Annotated in this window: 18 protein-coding genes; 13 read left to right on the top strand and 5 right to left on the bottom strand. The window is 72.3% G+C overall.

What is annotated here, in order from left to right:
- Positions 1-133: 133 nt before the first annotated feature.
- From ACFY29_RS19555 to ACFY29_RS19545, 3 genes are read left to right on the top strand one after another with little or no spacing between them, the layout of a single operon-like run.
- Positions 134-1,108: a hypothetical protein gene (locus ACFY29_RS19555; RefSeq protein ID WP_355602007.1), complete on the top strand. Its 975-nt coding sequence runs from the start codon at positions 134-136 to the stop codon at positions 1,106-1,108.
- A gap of 36 nt (positions 1,109-1,144) precedes the next feature.
- Positions 1,145-2,707, top strand: a complete 1,563-nt coding sequence (locus ACFY29_RS19550; RefSeq protein WP_386987950.1) for a fused MFS/spermidine synthase — start codon at positions 1,145-1,147, stop codon at positions 2,705-2,707.
- 50 nt (positions 2,708-2,757) lie between these two features.
- Positions 2,758-4,398, top strand: coding sequence for a protein kinase (locus ACFY29_RS19545; protein WP_386987948.1), 1,641 nt, complete (start codon positions 2,758-2,760; stop codon positions 4,396-4,398).
- Between the two features lie 34 nt (positions 4,399-4,432).
- Here ACFY29_RS19545 and ACFY29_RS19540 read toward each other — a convergent pair whose 3' ends face one another.
- Together ACFY29_RS19540 and ACFY29_RS19535 are read right to left on the bottom strand one after the other, a co-directional pair.
- Complete coding sequence (locus ACFY29_RS19540; RefSeq protein ID WP_386987945.1) at positions 4,433-5,101, bottom strand: potassium channel family protein; 669 nt, start codon at positions 5,099-5,101, stop codon at positions 4,433-4,435.
- Between the two features lie 17 nt (positions 5,102-5,118).
- Positions 5,119-6,453 (bottom strand): TrkH family potassium uptake protein, encoded by a 1,335-nt coding sequence (locus tag ACFY29_RS19535; RefSeq protein ID WP_386987942.1) that lies wholly within the window; start codon positions 6,451-6,453, stop codon positions 5,119-5,121.
- A gap of 140 nt (positions 6,454-6,593) precedes the next feature.
- Between ACFY29_RS19535 and ACFY29_RS19530 the strand changes: the two genes are divergently transcribed.
- The 7 genes from ACFY29_RS19530 (at position 6,594) to ACFY29_RS19500 (ending at position 13,638) form a co-directional block, all read left to right on the top strand.
- Complete coding sequence (locus tag ACFY29_RS19530; RefSeq protein WP_386987939.1) at positions 6,594-7,715, top strand: glycerophosphodiester phosphodiesterase; 1,122 nt, start codon at positions 6,594-6,596, stop codon at positions 7,713-7,715.
- 380 nt (positions 7,716-8,095) lie between these two features.
- Positions 8,096-9,301 carry a substrate-binding domain-containing protein gene (locus ACFY29_RS19525; protein WP_386987936.1) on the top strand — a complete coding sequence of 402 codons (1,206 nt, stop codon included), beginning with the start codon at positions 8,096-8,098 and terminating at the stop codon, positions 9,299-9,301.
- 3 nt (positions 9,302-9,304) lie between these two features.
- Entirely contained in the window at positions 9,305-10,048 is a 744-nt protein-coding gene (locus tag ACFY29_RS19520; RefSeq protein WP_328420679.1) for an ABC transporter ATP-binding protein, read from the top strand.
- Positions 10,045-10,773 carry an ABC transporter ATP-binding protein gene (locus ACFY29_RS19515; RefSeq protein ID WP_355601439.1) on the top strand — a complete coding sequence of 243 codons (729 nt, stop codon included), beginning with the start codon at positions 10,045-10,047 and terminating at the stop codon, positions 10,771-10,773. Before ACFY29_RS19520 ends, ACFY29_RS19515 begins: the two co-directional genes overlap by 4 nt.
- Positions 10,773-11,663, top strand: coding sequence for a branched-chain amino acid ABC transporter permease (locus tag ACFY29_RS19510; RefSeq protein WP_386987932.1), 891 nt, complete (start codon positions 10,773-10,775; stop codon positions 11,661-11,663). The genes ACFY29_RS19515 and ACFY29_RS19510 overlap by 1 nt, the downstream gene beginning before the upstream one ends.
- Positions 11,660-12,769, top strand: a complete 1,110-nt coding sequence (locus tag ACFY29_RS19505; RefSeq protein WP_328420673.1) for a branched-chain amino acid ABC transporter permease — start codon at positions 11,660-11,662, stop codon at positions 12,767-12,769. The genes ACFY29_RS19510 and ACFY29_RS19505 overlap by 4 nt, the downstream gene beginning before the upstream one ends.
- A 122-nt stretch (positions 12,770-12,891) precedes the next feature.
- Positions 12,892-13,638: an SDR family NAD(P)-dependent oxidoreductase gene (locus ACFY29_RS19500; protein WP_386987928.1), complete on the top strand. Its 747-nt coding sequence runs from the start codon at positions 12,892-12,894 to the stop codon at positions 13,636-13,638.
- 72 nt (positions 13,639-13,710) lie between these two features.
- Here ACFY29_RS19500 and ACFY29_RS19495 read toward each other — a convergent pair whose 3' ends face one another.
- Positions 13,711-14,520: a hypothetical protein gene (locus ACFY29_RS19495; RefSeq protein WP_386987925.1), complete on the bottom strand. Its 810-nt coding sequence runs from the start codon at positions 14,518-14,520 to the stop codon at positions 13,711-13,713.
- A gap of 142 nt (positions 14,521-14,662) precedes the next feature.
- On the opposite strand from ACFY29_RS19495, the gene ACFY29_RS19490 reads away from it, so the two are divergent.
- From ACFY29_RS19490 to ACFY29_RS19480, 3 genes are all read left to right on the top strand, one after another.
- Complete coding sequence (locus tag ACFY29_RS19490) at positions 14,663-16,453, top strand: BTAD domain-containing putative transcriptional regulator (RefSeq protein WP_386987922.1); 1,791 nt, start codon at positions 14,663-14,665, stop codon at positions 16,451-16,453.
- Positions 16,454-16,493: 40 nt separating this feature from the next.
- A complete protein-coding gene (locus tag ACFY29_RS19485) occupies positions 16,494-18,617 on the top strand; it encodes a DEAD/DEAH box helicase (protein ID WP_386987919.1) in 2,124 nt (707 codons plus the stop codon).
- A 161-nt stretch (positions 18,618-18,778) separates the two neighbouring features.
- Complete coding sequence (locus ACFY29_RS19480) at positions 18,779-19,705, top strand: hypothetical protein (RefSeq protein ID WP_386987916.1); 927 nt, start codon at positions 18,779-18,781, stop codon at positions 19,703-19,705.
- A gap of 15 nt (positions 19,706-19,720) precedes the next feature.
- Here the strand turns inward: ACFY29_RS19480 and ACFY29_RS19475 are convergent, their stop codons facing one another.
- Together ACFY29_RS19475 and ACFY29_RS19470 are read right to left on the bottom strand one after the other, a co-directional pair.
- Entirely contained in the window at positions 19,721-20,137 is a 417-nt protein-coding gene (locus ACFY29_RS19475) for a helix-turn-helix domain-containing protein (protein WP_328420661.1), read from the bottom strand.
- 162 nt (positions 20,138-20,299) lie between these two features.
- Positions 20,300-21,460 (bottom strand): class I SAM-dependent methyltransferase, encoded by a 1,161-nt coding sequence (locus ACFY29_RS19470; RefSeq protein ID WP_386987913.1) that lies wholly within the window; start codon positions 21,458-21,460, stop codon positions 20,300-20,302.
- Between the last annotated feature and the right edge of the window lie 29 nt (positions 21,461-21,489).

Below are 21,489 nucleotides of genomic sequence, written 5' to 3'. Positions count from 1 at the left end.
GGTATCGTGACCGGCGGTCTCCGCCAGCAGGCCGCCGATCGGCGCCGGCGGGGACGCCGCCGTGCAGTGGAGTTCACCGGGGGCCGGCGGTCGACGGAAGGACGCTTTCGTGCCCAGGACCAGGCTCAGTCAGCTGCTCGCTCTGCTCGCTACCGTCACGCTGGTGCTCGCCGGTGGTGCGGTGCCCGCGTACGCGGAGCCCGGTGAGGGCGGCAGCAAGAAGCTGCAGGACGCGCTGGAGCTGACCGCCAAGGGCCACATCGAGGCCAAGGCCAAGTTGGACAACTCCAAGCGCCGGCAGACCGCCCTCAGCGGCGAGCTGACCACCGTCGAAGCCCGGCTGGTCGGGCTCACCGCCCAGGTTGGCGAGGTGGCCGCGCAGTCGTACCGGGTCGGTCGGCTCACCCCGGCGTCGATGCTGCTCAACACCGCCACGCCGCAGGCGTTCCTGCAACGCGCTTCCGACCTCGACCTGATGGCGCAGCGGGACAGCAAGCGGCTGCGCGATCTCGCCGACGCCCGGCAGCAGGCGCAGCAGGCCAAGGTCGCCATCGACGCCGAGGTCCGCGAGCAGCAGAAGCAGCTCGCCGTGATGGCGAAGAAGAAGAAGGAGGCCGAGGCGGCGCTCGCCGAGGTCAGCTCGGGCAGCAGCAACGGTTTCAGCGGCGGCAGCTCCGCCTCGGCGAAGCCGGCGCCGCGCAACCCCGACGGTTCCTGGCCGTCGGAGTCCTGCTCGGTGGACGACCCGACCACCTCCGGCTGCATCACCCCCCGCACCCTCAACGCGCTCAAGCAGACCCAGGCGGCCGGCTACAAGCGGTACGTCTCCTGCAAACGCGAGGGTGGCGGCGGTGAGCACCCGAAGGGGCGGGCCTGCGACTTCGCGGCTGCCACCAACGGCTTCGAGGACCGCAACGCGACCGGCGGCGACAAGGCGTACGGGGACAGCCTGGCAGCCTGGCACGTGCGCAACGCCGACCGGCTGGGCGTGCTCTACGTGATCTGGTACCGGCAGATCTGGCACCCCGGCACCGGCTGGCGCTCGTACAGCGGCAGCGGCAGCCCGGCAGCGAGCCACACGAACCATGTTCATCTCTCGATGTACTGACCCGGAGCACCAGCTTCGCTGCGTACCATCGCGACGATGAGCTCCCCACCGTCCGACGTGGCGGCCCCGCAGGCGTCCTCGGCCTCGTCCGTTCCGATCACCGGCCGGGCGCTGCCCAACGGCCTGGCCGCCTTTCTGGTCTTCTTCTCCAGCGGCGCCGTACTGGTGCTGGAGACCGTTGCGCTGCGCCTGGTCGGCCCGTACGTCGGGGTGACCCTCCAGGTGACCAGCTCGGTCATCGGCATCGCGCTGGCCGCGATCGCGTACGGGGCGTGGTCCGGTGGCTGGCTGGCCGACCGGCGCAACCCGCGGGGTCTGCTGGCGCCGGCGCTGGTGCTGGCCGGCATCGCCACCGCGATCACCCTGCCGGTGGTCCGGTACGCCGGTGAGGTGCTACGCGGCGGTGCGGCGACCGCCATCCTGCTGCTGGTGGCGCTGGCCGTGTTCGTGCCGGCGGCGCTGCTGGCGGCGGTCACCCCGCTGGTGGTGAAGCTCCAGCTCGCCGACCTGCGCCGGACCGGCCAGGTGGTCGGGCGGCTGTCCGGGATCGGCACCCTGGGCGGCATCACCGCCACCCTGCTCACCGGCTTCGTGCTGGTCGCCGCGCTACCCAGCACGGTGATCCTGCTCGCGCTGGCGATCGCGCTCGGTCTGGCCGGCATCGGCCTCGGCTGGTACCTGCGCCGGCAGGCGCCCACCGAGCTGCCCGGTCCGGCCCGGGCCCGGGCCGCGCTGGCCGTGCTCGGCCTGGTCGGGGCGGGGCTGACCACCGTGGCGCCGAACCCGTGTGACATCGAGACGGCGTACCACTGCGCCCGGGTGACGTCCGACCCGGACCGGTCCAGCGGGCGCACGCTGCTGCTCAACTCGGCCCAGCACTCGTACGTGGACCTGGCCGACCCGAAGCACCTGGAGTACGCGTACACGAAGTGGATCGGCGCGGTCGCCGACGTGGCCGCGCCGGCCGGGCAGCGGTTGGACGCGCTGCACCTGGGCGGCGGCGGGTTCACCGTGCCGCGCTACCTGACCGCCACCCGGCCGGGCACCGACAACGTGGTGTTCGAGATCGACGGCGGGCTGGTCGAGCTGGGCGAGCGGGAGTTGGGCGTACGCCCGGGGCCGGAGCTGCGGGCGGTGGTGGGTGACGCCCGGATGCTGGTCGTCGGTGAGCCGACGGACAGCCGTGACCTGGTGGTCGGCGACGCGTTCGGCCACCTGGTGGTGCCCTGGCACCTGGCCACCCGCGAAATGGCCGCCGAGGTCCGGCGGGTGGCCCGCCCCGGTGGGGTGTACGTGCAGAACGTCATCGACTATCCGCCGCTGCGCTTCATCCGCGCGGAGCTGGCCACGGTGGCCGCCGAGTTCGAGCACATCGCGTTGATCGCCCCGCCGGAGGCGCTCGCCGAGGAGCAGGGCGCCAACTTCCTCATCGTCGCCTCCGACGCGCCACTGCCGCTGGCCGCCGTCCGCGCCCGGCTGGACGAGGTTGATCGGCAGGTGAGCCTGCTGTCCGGCCCGGAGCTGACGGATTTCATCGGTGCCGCGTTGGTGCTGACCGACGACTACGCCCCGGTGGACCAACTGCTGGCGACCGCCTGAACGGGTGACATTGCTGACCGATTCCGATACTTGAGGTGTAGCCGGGCCCCGTGCGGGCAACAACGGCCACCATGGGTGGTGAGGACCGGAACAGCGCGCAACTCCTCGATGAGCGGTACCGGCTCGTCGAGCAGCTCGGCGCGGGCGGCATGTCGGTGGTCTGGCGGGGCTACGACGAGGTGCTCGGCCGCCAGGTCGCGGTGAAGGTGCTGGCCTCCCGGCTGGCCAGCGACCGGGCCTTCCGGCACCGGATCCGGATCGAGGCGCAGGCCGCCGCGCGGCTCTGCCACCCGCACATCACCAACGTGTACGACTACGGCGAGTCCCAACAGGTCGGCCTGACCGTGCCGTACGTGGTGATGGAGCTGGTCGACGGCGGTTCGTTGGCCAACCGGCTGGGCCGGGAAGGCCGAATGCCCTGGCGGGAGGCGGTGACCGTCGGCGCGGAGGTCAGCTCCGCGCTCGCCACCGCGCACGCCCGCGGCGTGGTGCACCGCGACGTCACCCCGGGCAACGTGATGCTCACCTCGACCGGGGTCAAGGTGGTCGACTTCGGTATCTCCGCGCTGGTGGGGGAGAGCGAGAAAGGCCCGGACGGGACACTGCTGGGCACGCCCGCGTACCTCGCACCGGAGCGGCTGGACAACGGCCAGGTCTCCCCGGCCACCGACGTGTACGCCGTGGGGCTGCTGCTCTACCGGATGCTCACCGGCCGGCTGCCGTGGCAGGCCAGCACGACCACGCAGATGCTGCGCGCGCACATGTACAACGAACCGGAGCCGATGCAGGCCGTGCCGGGGCTGCCCGACGAGGTGACCGACCTGGTGCGGCGCTGCCTGGCCAAGCAGCCCGGGGACCGGCCGGCGACCGCCGAGCTGGCCCGCACCCTCGCCGACGCGGCCGGAATGCTGGCGGCGGTGCCGGTCTCGCCGGCCGCCGGACCGCTGGATCCGGCCGCGCTGGCCAGCGCGGGCACCACGATCCTGCCCTGGTCGGCGGAGACCGACGCGCTGCCGCTGTCCCGTACCCGCAACCGGATCCGGCGGGCGAACCGGCGCCGGCGGGTGGAGGCCGGAGTGGCCGCCGCCAGCCTGATCGCCGTCACCGGGGCGCTGTGGGGGTTCACCTCGCGCAGCCCGGCCAGCGGTGAGGACCGGCCGCCGACCGAGGCCCGGATGGGTCTGCCGAAGGCGGCGCCCTGCGAGGTGGCGTACGCGCTGCGCGCGGACTCCGGCAAGGACTTCGCCGCCGAGCTGACCCTGACCAACACCGGGGGCAGCGAGCTGCGTGACTGGACGATGAGCTTCACCTTTCCCGGTCAGCAGACGGTGACGAAGGCGGAGCCGACCCCGGTGCACCAGCAGGGGCGCACGGTCCTGATCCGGCCGGCGGCCCAGCGCGCCACGTTGGCGCCCGGCGCGGCCGAGAAGCTCACCCTGGCCGGGAAGTACAGCGGGGCGAACCCGCTGCCGGTGGAGTTCCGGCTCGGCGACGCGACCTGCGGGGTACGGGTCTCCGGGGTGGCCGGCACGGCTCCGTCCACCGCCCCGCCGAAGAAGCCGGCCACGAAGGCCCCGGCGAAGGCGGCGACGGTCCGTGGCGGCTCGGGTCCGGGCAGTGGCACCACGAAGACCAAGCCCGCGAAGCCCAGCAAGGGCAAGGGTGGCGGTTCGGGAAAAGCGGAAAAGTGACCAAGGGTCACGGCGGCGGGAAGAAGTGGGCCGCTCAGCGCTGCCCCGCGAACCGTTGCACCTGGTCGATCCCGCCCTCCACGACCAGCACCACACCCTCGGACAGCGCCATGCTGTCGGACGCGTACCGGAAGCGCTCGCCCGGCAGCTTCGCGCCGACCACCCGGACCCCGTAGCGCTCCTCCGGACGCAGGTCGAGCAGGGTCCGCCCGACCAGGGACTCCGGCACCCGGACAGTGGCGATCGCGAAGTCGTCGTCGAACTCGATGAAGTCGAGCAGCCGGCTGACGATCAGGTGCGCCACCCGATCGCCGGTCTCCGCCTCAGGGAAGATCACGTGGTGCGCACCGACCGACGACAAGATCTTGGCGTGCTTCTGCGAGGTCGCCCGCGCCCAGATCTGCGGCAGGCCCAGCTCGACCAGCGCCAGCACGGTGAGGACGCTCGCCTCCACCGAAGCCCCGATGGCCACCACCGCCCGCCCGAAGCTGGCAACGCCGAGCTGCCGCAGCGCCCCCTCCTCGGTCGCGTCGGCCTGGACGACCCGGTCGAGCTGAGCCGACCAGCGCTGGACCTGTTCCGGGTTGCGGTCGATGGCCAGCACCTCGCGGTCCATCCGGCTCAGCGACCCCGCCAGGTGGCAGCCGAACCGACCCAGCCCGATCACCACGACGCCGCGGCCGTCCGCGCGTCTAGCTGACACCTCGACCCTCCTTGCTGCTAACCGACAACGGGTTGTTCCTGTGGGTAGCGGTAGAGCCGGCGCCGGGTGTTCAGGGCGATCGCCGAACCGAGGGTGAGCGGCCCGACCCGGCCGATGAACATCAACACGGTCAGGGTCAGTTGGCCGCTGGCCGGCAGCGTGCCGGCCAGCCCGATGGTCAGGCCGGTGGTGCTGAAGGCGGAGGTGACCTCGAACAGGGCCGCGACGAAGCGGACCCCCTCGGTGAGCAGCAGCAGGGTCATCGTCCCGGCCGTGACCAGCGCGACGCTGAGCAGGGCCACGGTGATGGCCTGTCGCTGGCTGGCTGTGGCCACCCGGCGGTGCCCGACCGTCACGTCGGGCTCGCCGCGCAGCTCCGCCCAGAGGGTGAACGCCAGCAGGAAGAACGTCGAGACCTTGATCCCGCCGGCTGTGCTGGCGCTGCCGCCGCCGATGAACATCAGCACGATCAGTAGCGGATAGCTCTCCTCCTGCAGGGCGGTGGTGTCCAGGACGCTGAAGCCCCCGGTGCGGCTCAGCGCGATCTGGGTGAACGACGCGAGCGCCTTGCCCCGGACGTCGTACGGCCCGATGGTGCCGTCGTTGGTCCACTCGGCGGCGAGCAGGCCGGCGAAGCCGAGCAGCAGCAGCACGGCGCTGCCCCAGATGGTCAGCTTGGTGGCCACCGCCCAGCGCGTCGGCTGCCGCCACTCGCGGACCGCCTCGAACAGGGCGGGGAACCCGAGCCCACCGACGATCGCGCCGAACGCCAGCGGCAGCGACACCCACGGGTCGCGGTCGAAGGCCAGCAGACCGTCGGAGTAGAGCGCGAAGCCACCGTTGTTGAACGCCTGGACGGCGTGGAAGACGCCCGACCAGAGGGCGCGCCCGGGTGGGTAGTCGTAGGCCAGCCACAGCCGGCCGGCGACCAGCGCGGTCATCACCGCCTCGCAGGCGAAGACGGTCACCGCGATCCGGCGCAGCAGCCGCCCCACGTCACCGATGCCGAACTCCGCCGTCTCGGCCTGCACCAGTAGCCGGTTACGCAGCCCGAGCTGGCGGGAGACCACCAGGATGACCAGCGCCGCGACGGTGAGGATGCCGAGGCCGCCGAGCTGGGTGAGCAGGGTGATCACCAACAGTCCGCCGCCGGACCAGTAGTTGGGGGTGTCGGTGACGGCCATGCCGGTGACCGACACGGCGGAGGTGGCGGTGAAGAGCGCGGTGACCAGGGGTGGGCGCTGGTGGTCGACGGTCGCCCAGCGCGCCATCAGCAGCCCGGTGCCGAGCAGGATCGGCACCAGGAACCCGAACGGCACCAGCCGCACGGGGTTGCGGAGAAACCGGCGCACCAGACAATCTTCCTTTTCCGTGTCATCAGGGGAGTGGGAACGCTCATTCCGGAGATTCATCTGCCGGCCAGTCACCGACCAACTCCCGGTCAATCGAAGCCGATCTGCTGAAGCGGTTCCCCCGACGACAGGAGACGGCGTTGCGACGTACCCTCTCGACCCTTGGCCTGGCCGGCGTGTTGCTCGCCGCCGCCGTGGCCGTACCGACCATCGCCACCGCCGACCCGGCGGCCAAGACGGACCGCTCCCGGGCGTCCGACCGGCCGATCGTGATCGGTCACCGTGGCGCGAGCGGCTACCGGCCGGAGCACACCCTGGAGGCGTACCGGCTGGCGATCCGGATGGGCGCCGACTACGTCGAGCCGGACCTGGTCTCCACCTCCGACGGCATCCTGGTCGCCCGGCACGAGAACGAGATCTCGGGTACCACCGACGTGTCGACGCACCCGGAATTCGCCGCCCGCAAGGCGACGAAGACCATCGACGGTGTCGCGGTCACCGGCTGGTTCACCGAGGACTTCACCCTGGCCGAGCTGAAGACACTGCGGGCCAAGGAGCGGCTGCCGCAGGTCCGGGTTGCGAACACCGCGTTCGACGGTCGCTTCGAGGTGCCCACTCTCCAGGAGGTCATCGACCTGGCCCGTGCCGAGGGGCGGGCACGGGGCCGCACGATCGGCATCTACCCGGAGACCAAGCACCCGAGCTACTTCGCCTCGATCGGGCTGCCGCTGGAGGAGCCGCTGGTCCGGGTTCTCCGGCAGAACAAGCTGACCAACCGCAACGCGCCGGTCTTCATCCAGTCGTTCGAGACGGCCAACCTGCGCAAGCTGAACCGGATGATCGACGTCAACCTGGTCCAGTTGCTCGACGCCACCGGCCGCCCGTACGACTTCACCGTCGCCGGTGACGCCCGTAGCTACCAGGACCTGGCCAAGCCGGCCGGGCTGAAGTGGATCGCCGCGTACGCCGACGGCATCGGGGCGAACAAGAACCTGATCGTGCCCCGGGACGCGGCCGGCGCGCTGCTCGCCCCGACCACGGTGGTGCGCGACGCGCACCGGGAGCGGCTGCTCGTGCACTCCTGGACGTTCCGCGCGGAGAACCAGTTCCTGCCGGTGGACTTCCGGATCGGTACCGACCCGAACGGGCGCGGTGACATCACCGCGGAGTACGAGCTCTTCCTCGGCCTGGGCCTGGACGGTGTCTTCACCGACCAGCCGGACACCGCCGTCGCCGCCCGCGCCGGTCTCGCCGAAGGCTGACCCGGCCCGGAGCTGATCGGCTCCGAGCCGTACCGCCGGGCTGATCCGCGCCTGGCTCGCGGGCTGGCCCGTCGTCCGTCACCCGGACGGCGGGCCAGCGGCACCTCCACCCCCGCGCCACCCACGCTCACCGACGACCCGCTCGCAAGATCGCCCAGGGCTCGCGGATGGCGCGCGACGACACAGGGCTCGGGCGGTCCGTGGGGGTGCGGGCCATCGGGCGACCGGGCTTTCGCGTGGTAGGTCGGCCCGTTGTAATGCCCGGCCACCTCATTCCTGTTACTTGTGTGTTTCCGCCACATAGCTCGTGGGTGACGTCACTTCTAGCGTGAGCCGACACGAAGAAGTTCTCTCCCTCCGAGTCCTCATGTGGAGTCGCAATGACGGTCCGGACGACGCGGCGGGTGTTCCTCTCCGCCGCCACGATGATGGCCGCGGCGTTGGCCGCCACGGCCTGTGGCAGCCCGCAGGACACCGCCACCGGCGGCGGCGACAGCGCCGCACCGGTCAAGGTCGGCCTGGTGTACTCCCAGTCGGGAGCCCTGGCCAGCTACGGAAAGCAGTACAGCGAGGGGTTCAAGGTGGGGCTCGACTTCGCCACCAAGGGCACCGGCAAGGTCGGTGACCGGAAGATCGAGCTGACCGAGGTCGACGACGCGGGCGACCCGGCCAAGGCGGTCTCCGCGGCGAAGGACCTGATCGGCAAGGGCACGAAGATCATTGCCGGCTCCACCGCCTCCGGCGTGGCGCTCCAGGTCGCGCCGATCGCGGCGCAGAACAAGGTCCTGTTCATCTCCGGGCCGGCCGCCACCGACGCGGTGACCGGTGCGAACAAGTACACCTTCCGCTCTGGCCGCCAGTCCTACCAGGATGTGGTGACCGCCAAGTCGTTCATCGGCGACCCGTCCGGCAAGAAGGTCGTGGTCTTCGCCCAGGACGGCGCGTTCGGCGACGCCAACGAGGCCGCCGTCAAGGCGGTCATCGGCGGCGCGGGCGCCACGGTGAGCAGCGTCCGGGCGCCGGCCAGCGCCACCGAGTTCACCCCGTTCGCCAGCCAGATCAAGACGGCGAAGCCGGATCTGCTCTTCGTCGCCTGGGCCGGTACCACCGCCCCGGCCATGTGGCAGAGCCTCGACCAGCAGGGCGTGCTCTCCTCCACCACGGTCGTCACCGGCCTGGACATCCGCTCGTCCTGGCCGACGTTCGGCGCCGCCGGCACGAAGATCTCCTTCCTGTCGCACTACTTCGACGGGGCCAGCGACACCGAGGCGTCCAAGGCCGCCAAGGCGAAGATCCCCGGCGGCACGCTGGACCTGTTCCACCCGGACGGCTTCGCCGCCGCCCAGATGGTGGTCCGCGCCGTGCAGGAGGGCGGGGACGACGTCGACAAGATGGTGACCGCCCTGGAGGGCTGGAGCTTCGACGGGGTCAAGGGCAAGATGACCATCCGGGCCGCGGACCACGCGCTGCTCCAGCCGATGTTCCAGGCCAAGCTGACCGGCAGCGGCACCGCCTTCACGGCGACCGCGCAGAAGAGCCTCACCGGTGACGAGTCCGCGCCGCCGGCCGTGGCCATGAAGGGCTGAACCATGCTCGCCACCCGCGGTCTGACCTGGCGGATCGGTGAGGTCGCCATCGTCGACAGCGTCTACCTCGACCTGGCGCCCGGGGAGTTCCTGGGCGTGATCGGGCCGAACGGCGCCGGCAAGACCTCACTGTTCAACCTGATCACCGGCCTGCGCCAGGCCACGGAGGGCCGGATCACCCTGGACGGGCAGGACATCGGGGCGCTCCCGCCGCACCGGCGGGCACGCCTCGGGCTGGGCCGTACCTTCCAGGCGTCCTCGGTCTTCGGCTCGCTCAGCGTGCGGGAGAACGTCCGGCTCGCCGTGCAGGCGCACCGCGGGGGCTCGATGAAACTGTGGCGGCGGGCGGCGGCCGACCGGGAGGTGGCCGCCGCCGCCGACGCGGCGCTCGACCGGGTCGGTCTCGGCCACCGGGGTACGGCGCTAGCCGGCACCCTGGCGCACGGCGAGAAGCGCAAGCTGGAGATCGCTCTGCTGCTCGCCGGCGAACCGCGGGTGATGCTGCTGGACGAGCCGATGGCCGGGGTCAGCGCCGAGGACGTGCCCGAGCTGGTCTCGGTGATCAAGTCGTTGACCGGGGACAGCGGCCGGGCGGTGCTGATGGTCGAGCACCACATGGACGTCATCCTGGAGCTGGCCGACCGGATCGCCGTCATGCACCACGGCGCGTTGCTGGCCTGCGACACCCCGGAGACGGTGATGGCCAACCCCACCGTGCAAGAGGCCTATCTCGGAGAGTCGCTATGACCGAGCCGATCCTCAACGTGGAGGACCTGTCGGTCCGGATCTCCGGGCTGCACATCCTCCAGGGGGTGTCCTTCACGGTCGCCCCGACCGGCGTGACCGTCCTGCTCGGCCGCAACGGCGTTGGCAAGACCACCACGCTGCGCGCGATCGTCGGCCTCACCCCGCCCGCCGGGGAGATCCGCGGCACCATCCGGATGGGCGCGCAGAGCCTGCTGGCCCGCCCCACCCACCGGCTGGTCCGCGGCGGGCTCGGCTACGTGCCCGAGGACCGCTGCGTGTTCGCCGGCCTCACCGTCGCGGAGAACCTGCGGCTCGCCGAGCGGCGCGGCGTCACTCCGGCGTACGACAAGGTCTTCGCACTCTTCCCGGAGCTGGACCGGCGCGGACGGCAACGGGCCGGTTCGCTCTCCGGCGGGCAGCAGCAGATGCTCGCGATCGGCCGGGTGCTGCTCAACGACAACCGGCTGCTGCTGGTCGACGAGCCGACCAAGGGGTTGGCGCCGAAAGTGGTGACCGAGGTGGCCGAGGTGCTGGAACGGGTCGCGGAGTCGGTGCCGGTGCTGCTCGTCGAGCAGAACCTGGCGGTGGTACGGCGGCTGGCCCGAGACGCGGTGGTGCTGGCAGCCGGCAAGGTCGCCTGGACCGGCGACGCCCGCGAGTTGCTGCTGGAGACCGCGCTGACCAAGTCGCTGCTCGGCGTCGGCTCGGCGGAGGTGGCGCACTGATGGGCACCGTCATCCTGTTGACGCTGACCGGGCTCGGCCTGGCAGCGCTGTACTTCCTGGTCGCCTCCGGGCTGTCCCTGGTCTTCGGCCTGGCCGACGTGCTCAACTTCGCGCACGGGCTGTTCCTGGGTGTCGGCGCGTACGCCACCTGGTGGGCGGCGGGCAACCTGCCGGGCGCCGGTGGTGACGGGTTCGGCTTCGTGTTCGCGGTCGCGTTCGGGGTGGCCGCCGGCACGCTGGTGGCGGTGCTGGTCGAGCTGGTGCTGATTCGCCCGCTCTACTCCCGCACCATCGAGCAGGTGCTGGTCACCGTCGGCCTGTCGCTGGCCGGGGTGGCGCTGCTCCAGGCCACCTGGGGTGCGGACGCCCGACCGTTCCCCCGCCCCGACTGGACCCGGCAGGTCACCGGGATCCTCGGCGCGCAGGTGCCGAACGGCGGCCTGCTGCTGATCATCGCGGCGGTGCTGGTTCTCGGCGCGTTGCTGGCCTTCCTGCGCTGGACCCGGTACGGCCTGGTGATCCGGGCCGGAGTGGAGAACCGGGAGATGGTGACCGCGCTCGGCATCGACGTGCGTAAGGCGTTCACCCTCGTCTTCGCGATCGGTGGGGCGGCCGCCGCGCTCGCCGGTGCACTCGGCGGGGTCTACTTCGGCACCGTCTCGCCCGGGCAGGGCAGCTCACTGCTGATCTTCGCGTTCATCGTGGTGGTGATCGGCGGGATGGGCTCGGTGGTCGGCTCCGCGTACGCGGCGGTCGTGGTCGGGCTGGTCCAACAGTTCGTCAACTACTACGGCACGTCCGGTCTGGGCGACATCTGCGTGGTCGGGCTGCTGGCCGTCGTGCTGCTGCTGCGTCCGCAGGGCATCGCCGGAAAGGTGGCAACGGCATGACGAACTCCGTGGTCGACGCGCCCCCCGCGCAGGTACCCGACGAGCTGACCCCGCAGCGGGGGCGATGGCACCGTGTCCGTCCGTTCCTGCCGCTGGTCGCGCTGGCCGTCTTCGCGATCCTGCCGTACTCGACGATCTCCCTGCCGGGGATCTTCGAGGGGCCGGTCAACTCGCCCGGCACCCTGCAACTGCTCGCCATCTGCCTGATCTTCGGCGGGCTGGCCGCCGGGTACGACCTGCTCTTCGGCCGGACCGGGATGCTCTCCTTCGGGCACGCGCTGTACTTCGCCGCTGGCGTGTACGGCACCGACATCCTGGTCACCCGGGCCGGCCTGCCGCTCTGGCAGGCGGCGCTGTTGACCGTCACCGGCGGCACGATCCTCGCCGCGCTGCTCGGCGCGGTGGCGCTGCGTACCGTGGGCATCGCGTTCGCCATGGTCACGTTGGCCTTCGCTCAGGTCGGGGCGATCCTGGTGGCACGGGACTTCGGCGGGCTGACCGGCGGCGAGGAGGGCCTGCCACTGGATGTGTCCGGGCTGCCCGCCGGGCTGGTGGGGGTGACCAACACGGTCAACCTGTACTGGCTGGCGCTGGCGTACCTGACCCTGGTGGTCTTCGTGGTGCACCGGGTGAGCGGTTCGCCGACCGGGCGGGTGCTGGCCGGGCTGCGCGACGACGAGCGGCGGATCGGCGTGCTCGGGCTGGACCCGTACCGCTACAAGCTGGTGGCGTTCACCCTGGCCGGCGGGCTGGCGTCGGCCGGCGGGGTGGTCTACTGCCTGATCGTCGGCGGCGCGTCGCCGCACATCACGTCCTCCGAGCTGACCCTGTCGCTGCTGGTCATGGTGGTTCTCGGCGGGCCGGGCACCCGGTGGGGGCCGGTGCTCGGCGGCGTCCTCTACATGTACCTGGACCACCGGCTCACCGCCTTCGGCACCTCCGACGCGGTCGACAAGCTGCCCGCCGTCCTGAGTCACCCCCTGAGCCAGCCCTTGTTCGTCCTCGGCACCGTCTTCATCCTGGCCGTCTACTTCTTCCCCGGCGGCCTGGCCAGCCTGGCCCCCCGCCTGTCCCACCTCCGCAAATCCCTCCGCCCCTCACGCTGACCCCCCCACCCCCTCACGCTGACCCCCCACCCCGTCGATCATGAAGTTATTGCCACGACGCGCCGTGGCCGAGGGCGATAACTTCATGATCGACGGGGTTCTCTGCATGGGGAGGTCGGGAGATGGACGAGCGGGTTGCGGTTGTTAGTGGGGGCGGGACTGGGATTGGCGCGGCCGTTGCGGGGGTGCTCGCGGGGGATGGGTACGACGTTCTGATCGTCGGGCGGCGGGCGGACGTGTTGGCGAATACCGCCGAGCGGATTTCCGCCGGCTGTGGTCGTACCGACGCCGTCACCACCGTTACTGCTGACCTGACCGACCCGGAGCACCTCGGTCGGGTTCTCGCGGCGATCGGCGACCGGCAGGTCGACGTGGTGGTCAACAACGCCGGCGGCTATCTCGGCGGGGACACCGGCACGCTCGCCGGAACCGCCGCGCACTGGCGGGCCAACCTGGACGCCAACGTGCTCACCGCCGTGCTGCTGACCGAGGCGCTGCGTCCGGCCCTGCGTCGCCCCGGCGGCCGGGTGATCCTGATCAGCTCGATCGCCGCCCAGCGCGGCGGCGCCGGGGCGTACTCGGCGGCGAAGGCCGCTCTGCACGGCTGGGCGTACGACCTGGCAGCGCAGCTCGGCCCGGAACAGATCACGGTCAACGTGGTGAGCCCCGGCTATGTCGCCGAGACCGAGTTCTTCGGTGACCGGATGACTGCCGAGGGGCACGCCAAGCGGGTGGCGGCGACCCTGGTCGGGCGGGCCGGAGTGCCGGACGACATCGCCGAGGCCGTTCGCTATCTCGCCAGCCCGGCTGCCGGTTACGTCACCGGTCAGGTGCTCGGCGTCAACGGGGGCTCGGTACTCGGCCGCTGAGCGCACAGCGTCCAGGTACGACAGAAGGGGCGGCGGCCCCCCGTGTGGCCGCCGCCCTCCCTGCGTCGTGGGTCAGTTGTTCAACATCTCGTACGCCATCTTCGGTGCGTTCGTCGCGGCGGCGCCGGTCGGAACGCTGATCTTCGGAGTGCTGCCGTAGTCGGCGTACGTGACCACGTAGTCGTACGCCTTCGCCTTGCCAGCGGCAGGGATCTTCAGCGTCAGCGAGGCCAGGTGCTTGTCCGCACCGACCACGGCGGTGAACGGAACCTTCTTGGCGGCCTCGCCGAGCGCCGCCGCCTCACCGTCATCCAGCGCCTTCGCCGCTTCCGTGTCGCTCACGTCGATGAATCCGACGTACCGCCCGGCGCTCTGCTCCTCGACGGAGGTTGCCGCCTGGATGAGCGGACCGGCGTTGCTCTGGTCCACGCCGTCGTAGGTCGGGATACTCCCGCCATCGGTCAGCTTCGTGCGGTCCAGCTTCATCCACTTGTCCGGGAACTTCGGCAGGCCCGGGCGGCCGCTGAACTTTGCCTTTATCCAGTTCTCGTCCTCGATCACCAGGAACGACATCTTCACGACGATGCCGTCGGAGTCCGGCGCCATGGTGGTGTTGAGTTCGAACGCCTTCGCCTCCGGGTCGATCCGGCCGCTGAGCGTGCTGGACGAGTCCTTGCCGCTGAACCGGAACGCCCCCTCGGTGCCATCCGGAACGGCGTCCAGGAGCGCGTCCTTCGGGCTGGCGGTCGGGCTGCTCTGCGGTGCCGCGGTCAGCTCGTCCTTGGACCCGCAACCCGCGAGCAGGGTGGTCGTGGCCAGCACGGCGGCGACCGTGCCGACCGTCCGTCGGATGGTGCCGGCGGTGCCCGTTGCCTGTGTCATCGCACTTCTCTTTCTCGCTGCGTGGCTTCTGCCGACGACGAGGTTGCCGGCCGGCACGGCGGTCCGGCTGCCGATATGCTGCCGTCCGGCTGCCGGGCACTGCCGTCCGGCGCCCTCGGGGGTGTCAGGAGCGGAAACTCGCATGTCAGGAACGCTGCGTTTCGAGATCCTCGGGCCTCAGCGGGCCTGGTACGGCGACCGCCAGCTCGATCTCGGCCCCGGTAAGCAGCGCGCCGTGCTGGCCGTACTGCTGCTCTCCGCCGGTCGCTCGGTCTCCACCGGACAGATCGTCGAGGCGGTGTGGCCGGACGATCCGCCCGCGAACGGCCCCAACGTGGTGCAGAAGTATGTCGCTGGACTGCGGCGGGTGTTGGAGCCCGACCGGTCGCCGCGTACGCCGGGGCAGGTGTTGAGCCTCACCGACGCGGGTTACCTGCTCCGGGTGGATCCCGAGGCGGTGGACGCCGTCCGCTTCGAACGGGGCGTCCAGGCCGCACGGCAGCGACACGCGGCCGGACGTACGGAGCAGGCGTTGGCCGAGCTGACCGCTGCCCTGGACCTGTGGCGGGGAGAGCCGTTCGCCGGCGTCCCCGGAGGAGTCTTCGAGGCTGCCCGGCACCGACTGGTGGAACTGCGGGCCGTTGCTCTGGAGACCCGCGTGGAGCTTGAACTGGACAGCGGGCGGCATCGCGAGCTGGTCGGCGAGCTGGTCGAGCTGGTGGCCGAGTTCCCGGTCCGGGAGCGGCTGCGCCACCAGTACATGCTGGCGCTGTACCGCAGCGGACGGCAGGCGGAGGCGCTGGCCGCGTATCGGGAGATCGACAGCTTCCTCCGCGAGGAGTACGGCATCGGGCCCGGTGCGGCGCTCCGCGAGCTGCACGGGCGGATACTGCGCGCCGATCCGACCCTCACCGCTGGCGTCCCGGAATCGGGGTGGCCCGCTTCGGCTCCCGCCGCACAGCAGGTGGAGAGCATGGTGCCCCCGGTGCCGGCGCATCCGTCCGCCGACACACATCCGGCTGCCCCGGCCCTCAACCCGACCGTGCCGCCCCCCGCTTCGCCGCCCGCCTCGACCGCCCCGGTCCAGGCGTCGGCCCCGCCGTTCTCGGCGGCCGTTCCGCCCTACGCGGATCTCCCCTCGCCGCTGTACCCCGCGCTGGGCGGTCTGTCCGCCGGCCCGCCTTCCCCGTTCGGGGTCGACCAGCCGCGCCAGGAGCGGCATCCGCTGCCGACGTGGGTGAGCACCACGGCCACCGTCGCCGGCACCCTCCTGCCACTGCTGTCGTTCGGCACGGGGACCTGGCTGGTGATGCTGGCGTACGCGGTGCGGCGGCGCAGTGGACGGCTCGGCCTTGCGGCCGTCGGCTATCTCATCACCGCGTCGCTGCTGGTCTACATGATCGCCACCGACGACCTCGAGACGGAGGACTCGGCGGCGGAGGCGTTCTTGGGGCTCGGCGTGATCGGTCTCTGCTGGGTGGTGGGCGCCGCGCACGTGGTACTGCTCAACCGATGGGTCTGGGGACGGGTCACCGGGCGGCCGCTCGTGGCCCAGGCACGCGACGAGGAGCGACGGGTTCGCCGCCAGCAGGCGCGGAACCTGCTGCACCGCTACCCCTCGGCGCGTCAGGAGTTCGCCATCGGCCGACCGGACCTGGCCCGCGCCTTCGACGACGGCGGGCTCATCGACGTCAACGCCGTACCCGACCACGTACTCGCCACACTGCCCGGGCTCACCGACGCGCAACGCCGGCAGGTGGCGATGGACCGGTGGGTACGCGGCCCGTACACGTCGATGGAGGAGCTGGCCGCGCGCTGCCCGCTGCCGCTCGCGGTCACCGACGCGCTTCGCAGCGTCCTGCTCTTCCTGCCGCCACCCGCCCCGCCCACAGGCACCCCCGCGGCGGTGAAGGCGGAGCCAGCCGGGCCCTGATGATCGCGGAATTTTCCGGTGGGGCTGGTAGAAATGCCGGGTGAGCGAAGAGCGGGCGGCGGTACGGGAGCGGGCCGAGGCGGTGCTGCGCCGGCTGGCCGGTGACCATGCCCGGCTGCGCGAAGATCAGTGGCGGGCCATCGAGGCGCTGGTGGTCGACGCGCGCCGGGTGCTCTGCGTCCAACGCACCGGCTGGGGCAAGTCGGCGGTCTACTTCGTGGCCACCGCGCTGCTACGCCAGGGCGAGCGCCCCGCCGGCCCGACGGTGATCGTGTCGCCGCTGCTGGCGCTGATGCGCAACCAGGTCGAGGCGGCCGCCCGGGCCGGCATCCGGGCTCGCACGATCAACTCGGCGAACCTCGACGAGTGGGACGAGATCACCGCGGAGATCCAGGCCGGCGCGGTGGACGTGCTGCTGATCAGCCCGGAACGGCTGAACAACCCGGATTTCCGCGACGGGGTGCTGCCAAAGCTGGCCGCGACCACCGGGCTGCTGGTGGTCGACGAGGCGCACTGCGTCTCCGACTGGGGGCACGACTTCCGGCCGGACTACCGGCGGCTCCGCACGTTCCTCGGCAACCTGCCCGAGCGCACTCCGGTGCTGGCCACCACCGCCACCGCCAACGCCCGGGTCACCCAGGACGTGGCGGAGCAGTTGGGGGACGCCCTCGTCCTGCGCGGCACGCTGGACCGCGAGTCACTGCGCCTCGGCGTGCTCGACCTGCCCACCCCGGCGCACCGGCTGGCCTGGCTCGCCGACCACCTGGACCAGCTGCCCGGCTCCGGCATCATCTACACGCTGACCGTCGCGGCGGCGGGGGAGACGGCCGAGTTCCTGCGTACCCGGGGCTACCCGGTGGCCTCGTACACCGGGCAGGCCGACGACGCCGACCGGCGGGCCGCCGAGCAAGACCTCCTGGACAACAAGATCAAGGCGTTGGTCGCCACGAGCGCGCTCGGCATGGGCTTCGACAAGCCAGACCTGGGCTTCGTGGTCCACCTCGGCGCGCCACCCTCGCCGATCGCGTACTACCAGCAGGTCGGCCGCGCCGGCCGGGCCGTCGAGCACGCCGAGGTGCTGCTGCTGCCCGGTGCCGAGGACGCCGCGATCTGGCGCTACTTCGCCTCGCTGGCGTTCCCGCCCGAGCAGCAGGTCCGGGCCGTACTGGCTGCCCTGCAGAGCGACCGACCGCTCTCCACCCAGGCACTCGAACCGCTGGTCGACCTCCGTCGGGCCCGGTTGGAGCTGATGCTCAAGGTGCTCGACGTGGACGGCGCGGTCCGCCGGGTGCGCGGTGGCTGGCTCGCCACCGGCGAGCCCTGGGTCTACGACGAGGCCCGGTTGCGGCGCGTCGCCGAGGCGCGCACCGCCGAGCAACAGGCCATGCGGGAGTACGCGACCACGTCCGGCTGCCGGATGCGGTATCTGCGGGAGTGCCTGGACGACACCGGGACAGCCGACTGCGGTCGGTGTGACCGGTGCGCTGACCCGCTGTTCTCCTCGGACGTGTCGACGGCCGCGCTGACCGCCGCGCAGACGTTCCTGGGCCGACCCGGCGTGGAGATTGCCCCGAAGAAGCTCTGGCCGACCGGGCTGGACGCGGTGGGCGTACCCCTGAAGGGCCGGATCCCCCCGACGGAGCAGGCGCTGCCGGGCCGGGCCGTCGGGCGCCTCTCCGACCTGGGCTGGGGTGGCCGGCTGCGCGGCCTGGTCGGCCCGGACGCGCCCGACGCGCTGGTGCCCGACGACGTGGCCGGCGCCGTGGTGGAGGTGCTGAAGGCGTGGGCGCACGGCGACGACCCGTGGCCCCGCCGCCCGGTGGCGGTGGTCGCGGTTGGTTCCCGTCGGCGGCCCCGGCTGGTCGGCTCGCTGGCCGAGCGGGTCGCCGCCGTGGGCCGGCTGCCGCTGTTGGGCGAGGTCACCCGGACCGGTCCGGGCGGCCCCGGCGGGCCGCGCGGCAACAGCGCCCAGCGGGTACGCGCGCTGCACGACGCGTTCACCGTGCCGGCCGAGTTGGCCGACGCGCTGGCCGGACTGGCCGGGCCGGTGCTGCTCCTGGACGACCTGGTCGACTCGGGCTGGACGATGACGATGGTGACCCGCGCCCTACGCCGGGCCGGCGCGCCGGACGTGCTCCCGCTCGCCCTCGCCGTGGCCGGCTGAGCCCGCCGCGCGCTCGCGGCGGAAAAGTTCCCGGGCAGGACGGATTGCGACCGTCGCCACGCCGTCCCGACGTCGGCCGGGCCCGGCCCGGTGCGGCGGTACCGTGGGCGGCATGACCGATCAGCCCGTCGACGAGGCCGGCCACGCGTTGGACGCCGGCGGTGCCTGACCAGATCTCCGCCGCGCCGGACCGGAGCACGCTCCGACTGGCGCTGGTGGTCGGTGGGCTGGTGCTCGCGGTGCTGCTCGGCTTCGGCCTCGGCCGGATGAACGCCGACGGCGCCGCCACCGGCGGCTCGGCGCTGGCCGCCGACCACACCCACCCGGAGGGCACGGAGCCGCACGACCACGGCAGCGCCACGGGCACGGACCAGGGCGTGGGCAGCGAGCCGGGTGGCCTGTCGGTCAGCTCGGCCGGGTACACCCTGGCCCCGCTGGCCACCGAGTTCCTGGCCGGTCGCCCGGGGCAGCTCCGGTTCCAGGTGCGGGACGCGCAGCGCCGGCCGGTCACCCGCTTCGCCGTCGTGCACGACAAGCCGCTGCACCTCATCGTGGTCCGCCGGGACCTGACCGGCTACCAGCATCTGCACCCGACCATGGCTCCGGACGGCACCTGGTCCGTGCCGCTGACCCTCGCGCAGCCCGGCGTCTGGCGGGCGTACGCCGACTTCACCGTGGTCGCCGACGACGGCGGCCAGACCGCGGTGACCCTCGGCGCGGACCTGGTCGCGCCCGGCGGGTATCAGCCCCGTGCGCTGCCGGCGCCAGCCACCTCGACGACGGTGGACGGGTTCACCGTCGGCTACCAGGGCAACCCTCAGGCCGAGGAGACGGTGCCGCTGACCTTCCGGGTCGACGCCGCTGGCGGCGCCGCACCGCTGGAGCGCTACCTCGGGGCGTACGGGCACCTGGTGGCGCTGCGCGAGGGCGACCTGGGCTACCTGCACGTGCACCCGGAGCCGGAGTTGGTGGACGGCCAGGTGAAGTTCTGGCTGACCGCCCCCGGCCCTGGCCGCTACCGCCTCTACCTCGACTTCCAGGTCGCCGCCAAGGTCCACACCGCCGAGTTCACCCTTACGGTCCCCTGACCCCGGCGGGGTAGGTCAGCCGGCGCGGCGGATGGGGCGGCGGGCCAGGTAGCGGAGGAGATCGCGGATGTGGTGCTTCTCCTCGGCGGGGACGGTGGGATCGGCGAGCCGGTCCAGGATCGCCCGGACGTCCGCCTCGACCGGGCCCTCGTCGTTACGACGGCGGGGTGCCGGGCCGGCGTCGGGCAGCCCGAGCGCCCGGAACGCGGCCGCGACCGGCAGGTCCAGTGCGGCGCAGAAGCCGCGGACCTTGGCCAGTTCGGGGTAGTCCTGCCAGTCACCGGCCAGCCAACGGAACACCGTGGAGCGGCCCACACCCGTGTGGGAGGCGAGGTCGGTCACCGTCCACCCGCGCTCGTCGCGAGCGTCATCGATGGCTCGCCGGACGAAGCGGGCGAACGCCATCTGCGGCGAAACGTCTGCGGAAGCCATCCTCGCGGGTCTTCTCCTCCCGGCCGGAGCACTGGGACGATGCGCCTTCCGAGGGTAGTACGCCCACAGCCGGAAACAATTGACTGACCGCACAAACTGTCCCGTTGATGGGACTGGTCTCAGGCAGCGACCGACCGGACCACCGCCGGGGCGCCGTCCTCGTCAGGCGGAGGGCGGCTCGTCGGCGGCCAGCAGGGTCTGCAGCCGGGGAGTGACCCGCCACTGGTCCACCAGCTCGCGGTACTCCGCGCGCTGCGGGTCGGTGGCCCCGGCGCCGGTACGGCGCGCCCGGATCAGCAGGTTGCGCGGCGTGTGCTGGGAGTCCACGAACTCCACCACCTCGGCCCGATACCCGTGCACCCGCAGCAGCCCGGCCCGCAGGGCGTCGGTGAGCACGTCGGCGAAGCGCTCGCGCAGGATGCCCTGTCGGGTCAGCAGCTCGTACGGGGCCGGGGCGGGGTGGGCGCGTAGCTGCTTTGCCAGGTCGTGGTGGCAGCAGGGCGCGGCGAGCACCCAGCGGGCCTCCCAGCGCACCGCGCGGGCCAGCGCCTCGTCGGTGGCGGTGTCGCAGGCGTGCAGCGCCAACACCAGGTCCGGTGCGGGGTCGACGACGGCGTCGGCGATCGTGCCGGCCACGAAGGTGACCCGATCGGCCCAGCCCAGTCGCTGCGCCAACTCGGTGTTGCGCCGCCGCTGGTCCTCCCGGACGTCCACGCCGATCAACTCGACGTCGAGCCCCCGACCGGAGAGATAGCGGTACGCGGCGAAGGTCAGGTAGGCGTTGCCGCAGCCCAGGTCGACCACCCGCAGAGGGCCGGTCAGCTCGTCGGGCAGGGTTGCGGCCAGGGCTCGCAGGAACGCGTCCACCTGGCGGCGCTTCGCCGCCGAGCCGCCGATCTCGGTGAAGATCTCGTCCCCGGGGTCCAGCAGGTACTCCTTCGCCCGGTCGTTCCCGCCCGGTGTCGCCGCCGGCCGCGCCGTCGCGGCCCGGTGCACCTGCGCTTCGCCCGACTTGGTCACCCGCAGCTGGAGCGTCGCGTCGGCCGTCTCCAGGTGCCAGTTGCCGAATGGCTCGGCCAGCAGTTCGTCGACCGCCGCGGCCGTTTCCGGCCCGGGGGCGACATTGCGGGTGTACGGGCGGGCGCCGTCCGAGGTGGTGATCTGGAGCCGGGGCCCGGCCTTGAGCGTCACCGGCCGCAGCTCGGCCCGGACCACGGTGGGGCGGCGTCCGCGGCGGCGCCCGGCGGCGACCGCCCGGGTCAGCGCGGGGTCGAGTAGCAGCGCCCGGACCTCGGTGAGGGCGGCGTCGAGCGGTTCGGGCATCGTTCCATCTTCCAAAGGTGGGGTGGGAA

Origin of the sequence: Micromonospora sp. NPDC000668 (assembly GCF_042897975.1) — a bacterium.
Taxonomy (GTDB): Bacteria; Actinomycetota; Actinomycetes; order Mycobacteriales; family Micromonosporaceae; genus Micromonospora.
Note: the sequence above shows the minus strand (reverse complement) of the source record. Positions and strands in the feature narration are given on the sequence as shown.

Bases quoted from the DNA above. Each gene is read 5' to 3' on its own strand.
- ACFY29_RS19550 (WP_386987950.1), top strand. From the start codon at position 1,145: ATGAGCTCCCCACCGTCCGACGTGGCGGCCCCGCAGGCGTCCTCGGCC.
- ACFY29_RS19525 (WP_386987936.1), top strand. From the start codon at position 8,096: ATGACGGTCCGGACGACGCGGCGGGTGTTCCTCTCCGCCGCCACGATG.
- ACFY29_RS19520 (WP_328420679.1), top strand. From the start codon at position 9,305: ATGCTCGCCACCCGCGGTCTGACCTGGCGGATCGGTGAGGTCGCCATC.
- ACFY29_RS19515 (WP_355601439.1), top strand. From the start codon at position 10,045: ATGACCGAGCCGATCCTCAACGTGGAGGACCTGTCGGTCCGGATCTCC.
- ACFY29_RS19510 (WP_386987932.1), top strand. From the start codon at position 10,773: ATGGGCACCGTCATCCTGTTGACGCTGACCGGGCTCGGCCTGGCAGCG.
- ACFY29_RS19505 (WP_328420673.1), top strand. From the start codon at position 11,660: ATGACGAACTCCGTGGTCGACGCGCCCCCCGCGCAGGTACCCGACGAG.
- ACFY29_RS19500 (WP_386987928.1), top strand. From the start codon at position 12,892: ATGGACGAGCGGGTTGCGGTTGTTAGTGGGGGCGGGACTGGGATTGGC.
- ACFY29_RS19495 (WP_386987925.1), bottom strand. From the start codon at position 14,520: ATGACACAGGCAACGGGCACCGCCGGCACCATCCGACGGACGGTCGGC.
- ACFY29_RS19490 (WP_386987922.1), top strand. From the start codon at position 14,663: ATGTCAGGAACGCTGCGTTTCGAGATCCTCGGGCCTCAGCGGGCCTGG.
- ACFY29_RS19475 (WP_328420661.1), bottom strand. From the start codon at position 20,137: ATGGCTTCCGCAGACGTTTCGCCGCAGATGGCGTTCGCCCGCTTCGTC.
- ACFY29_RS19470 (WP_386987913.1), bottom strand. From the start codon at position 21,460: ATGCCCGAACCGCTCGACGCCGCCCTCACCGAGGTCCGGGCGCTGCTA.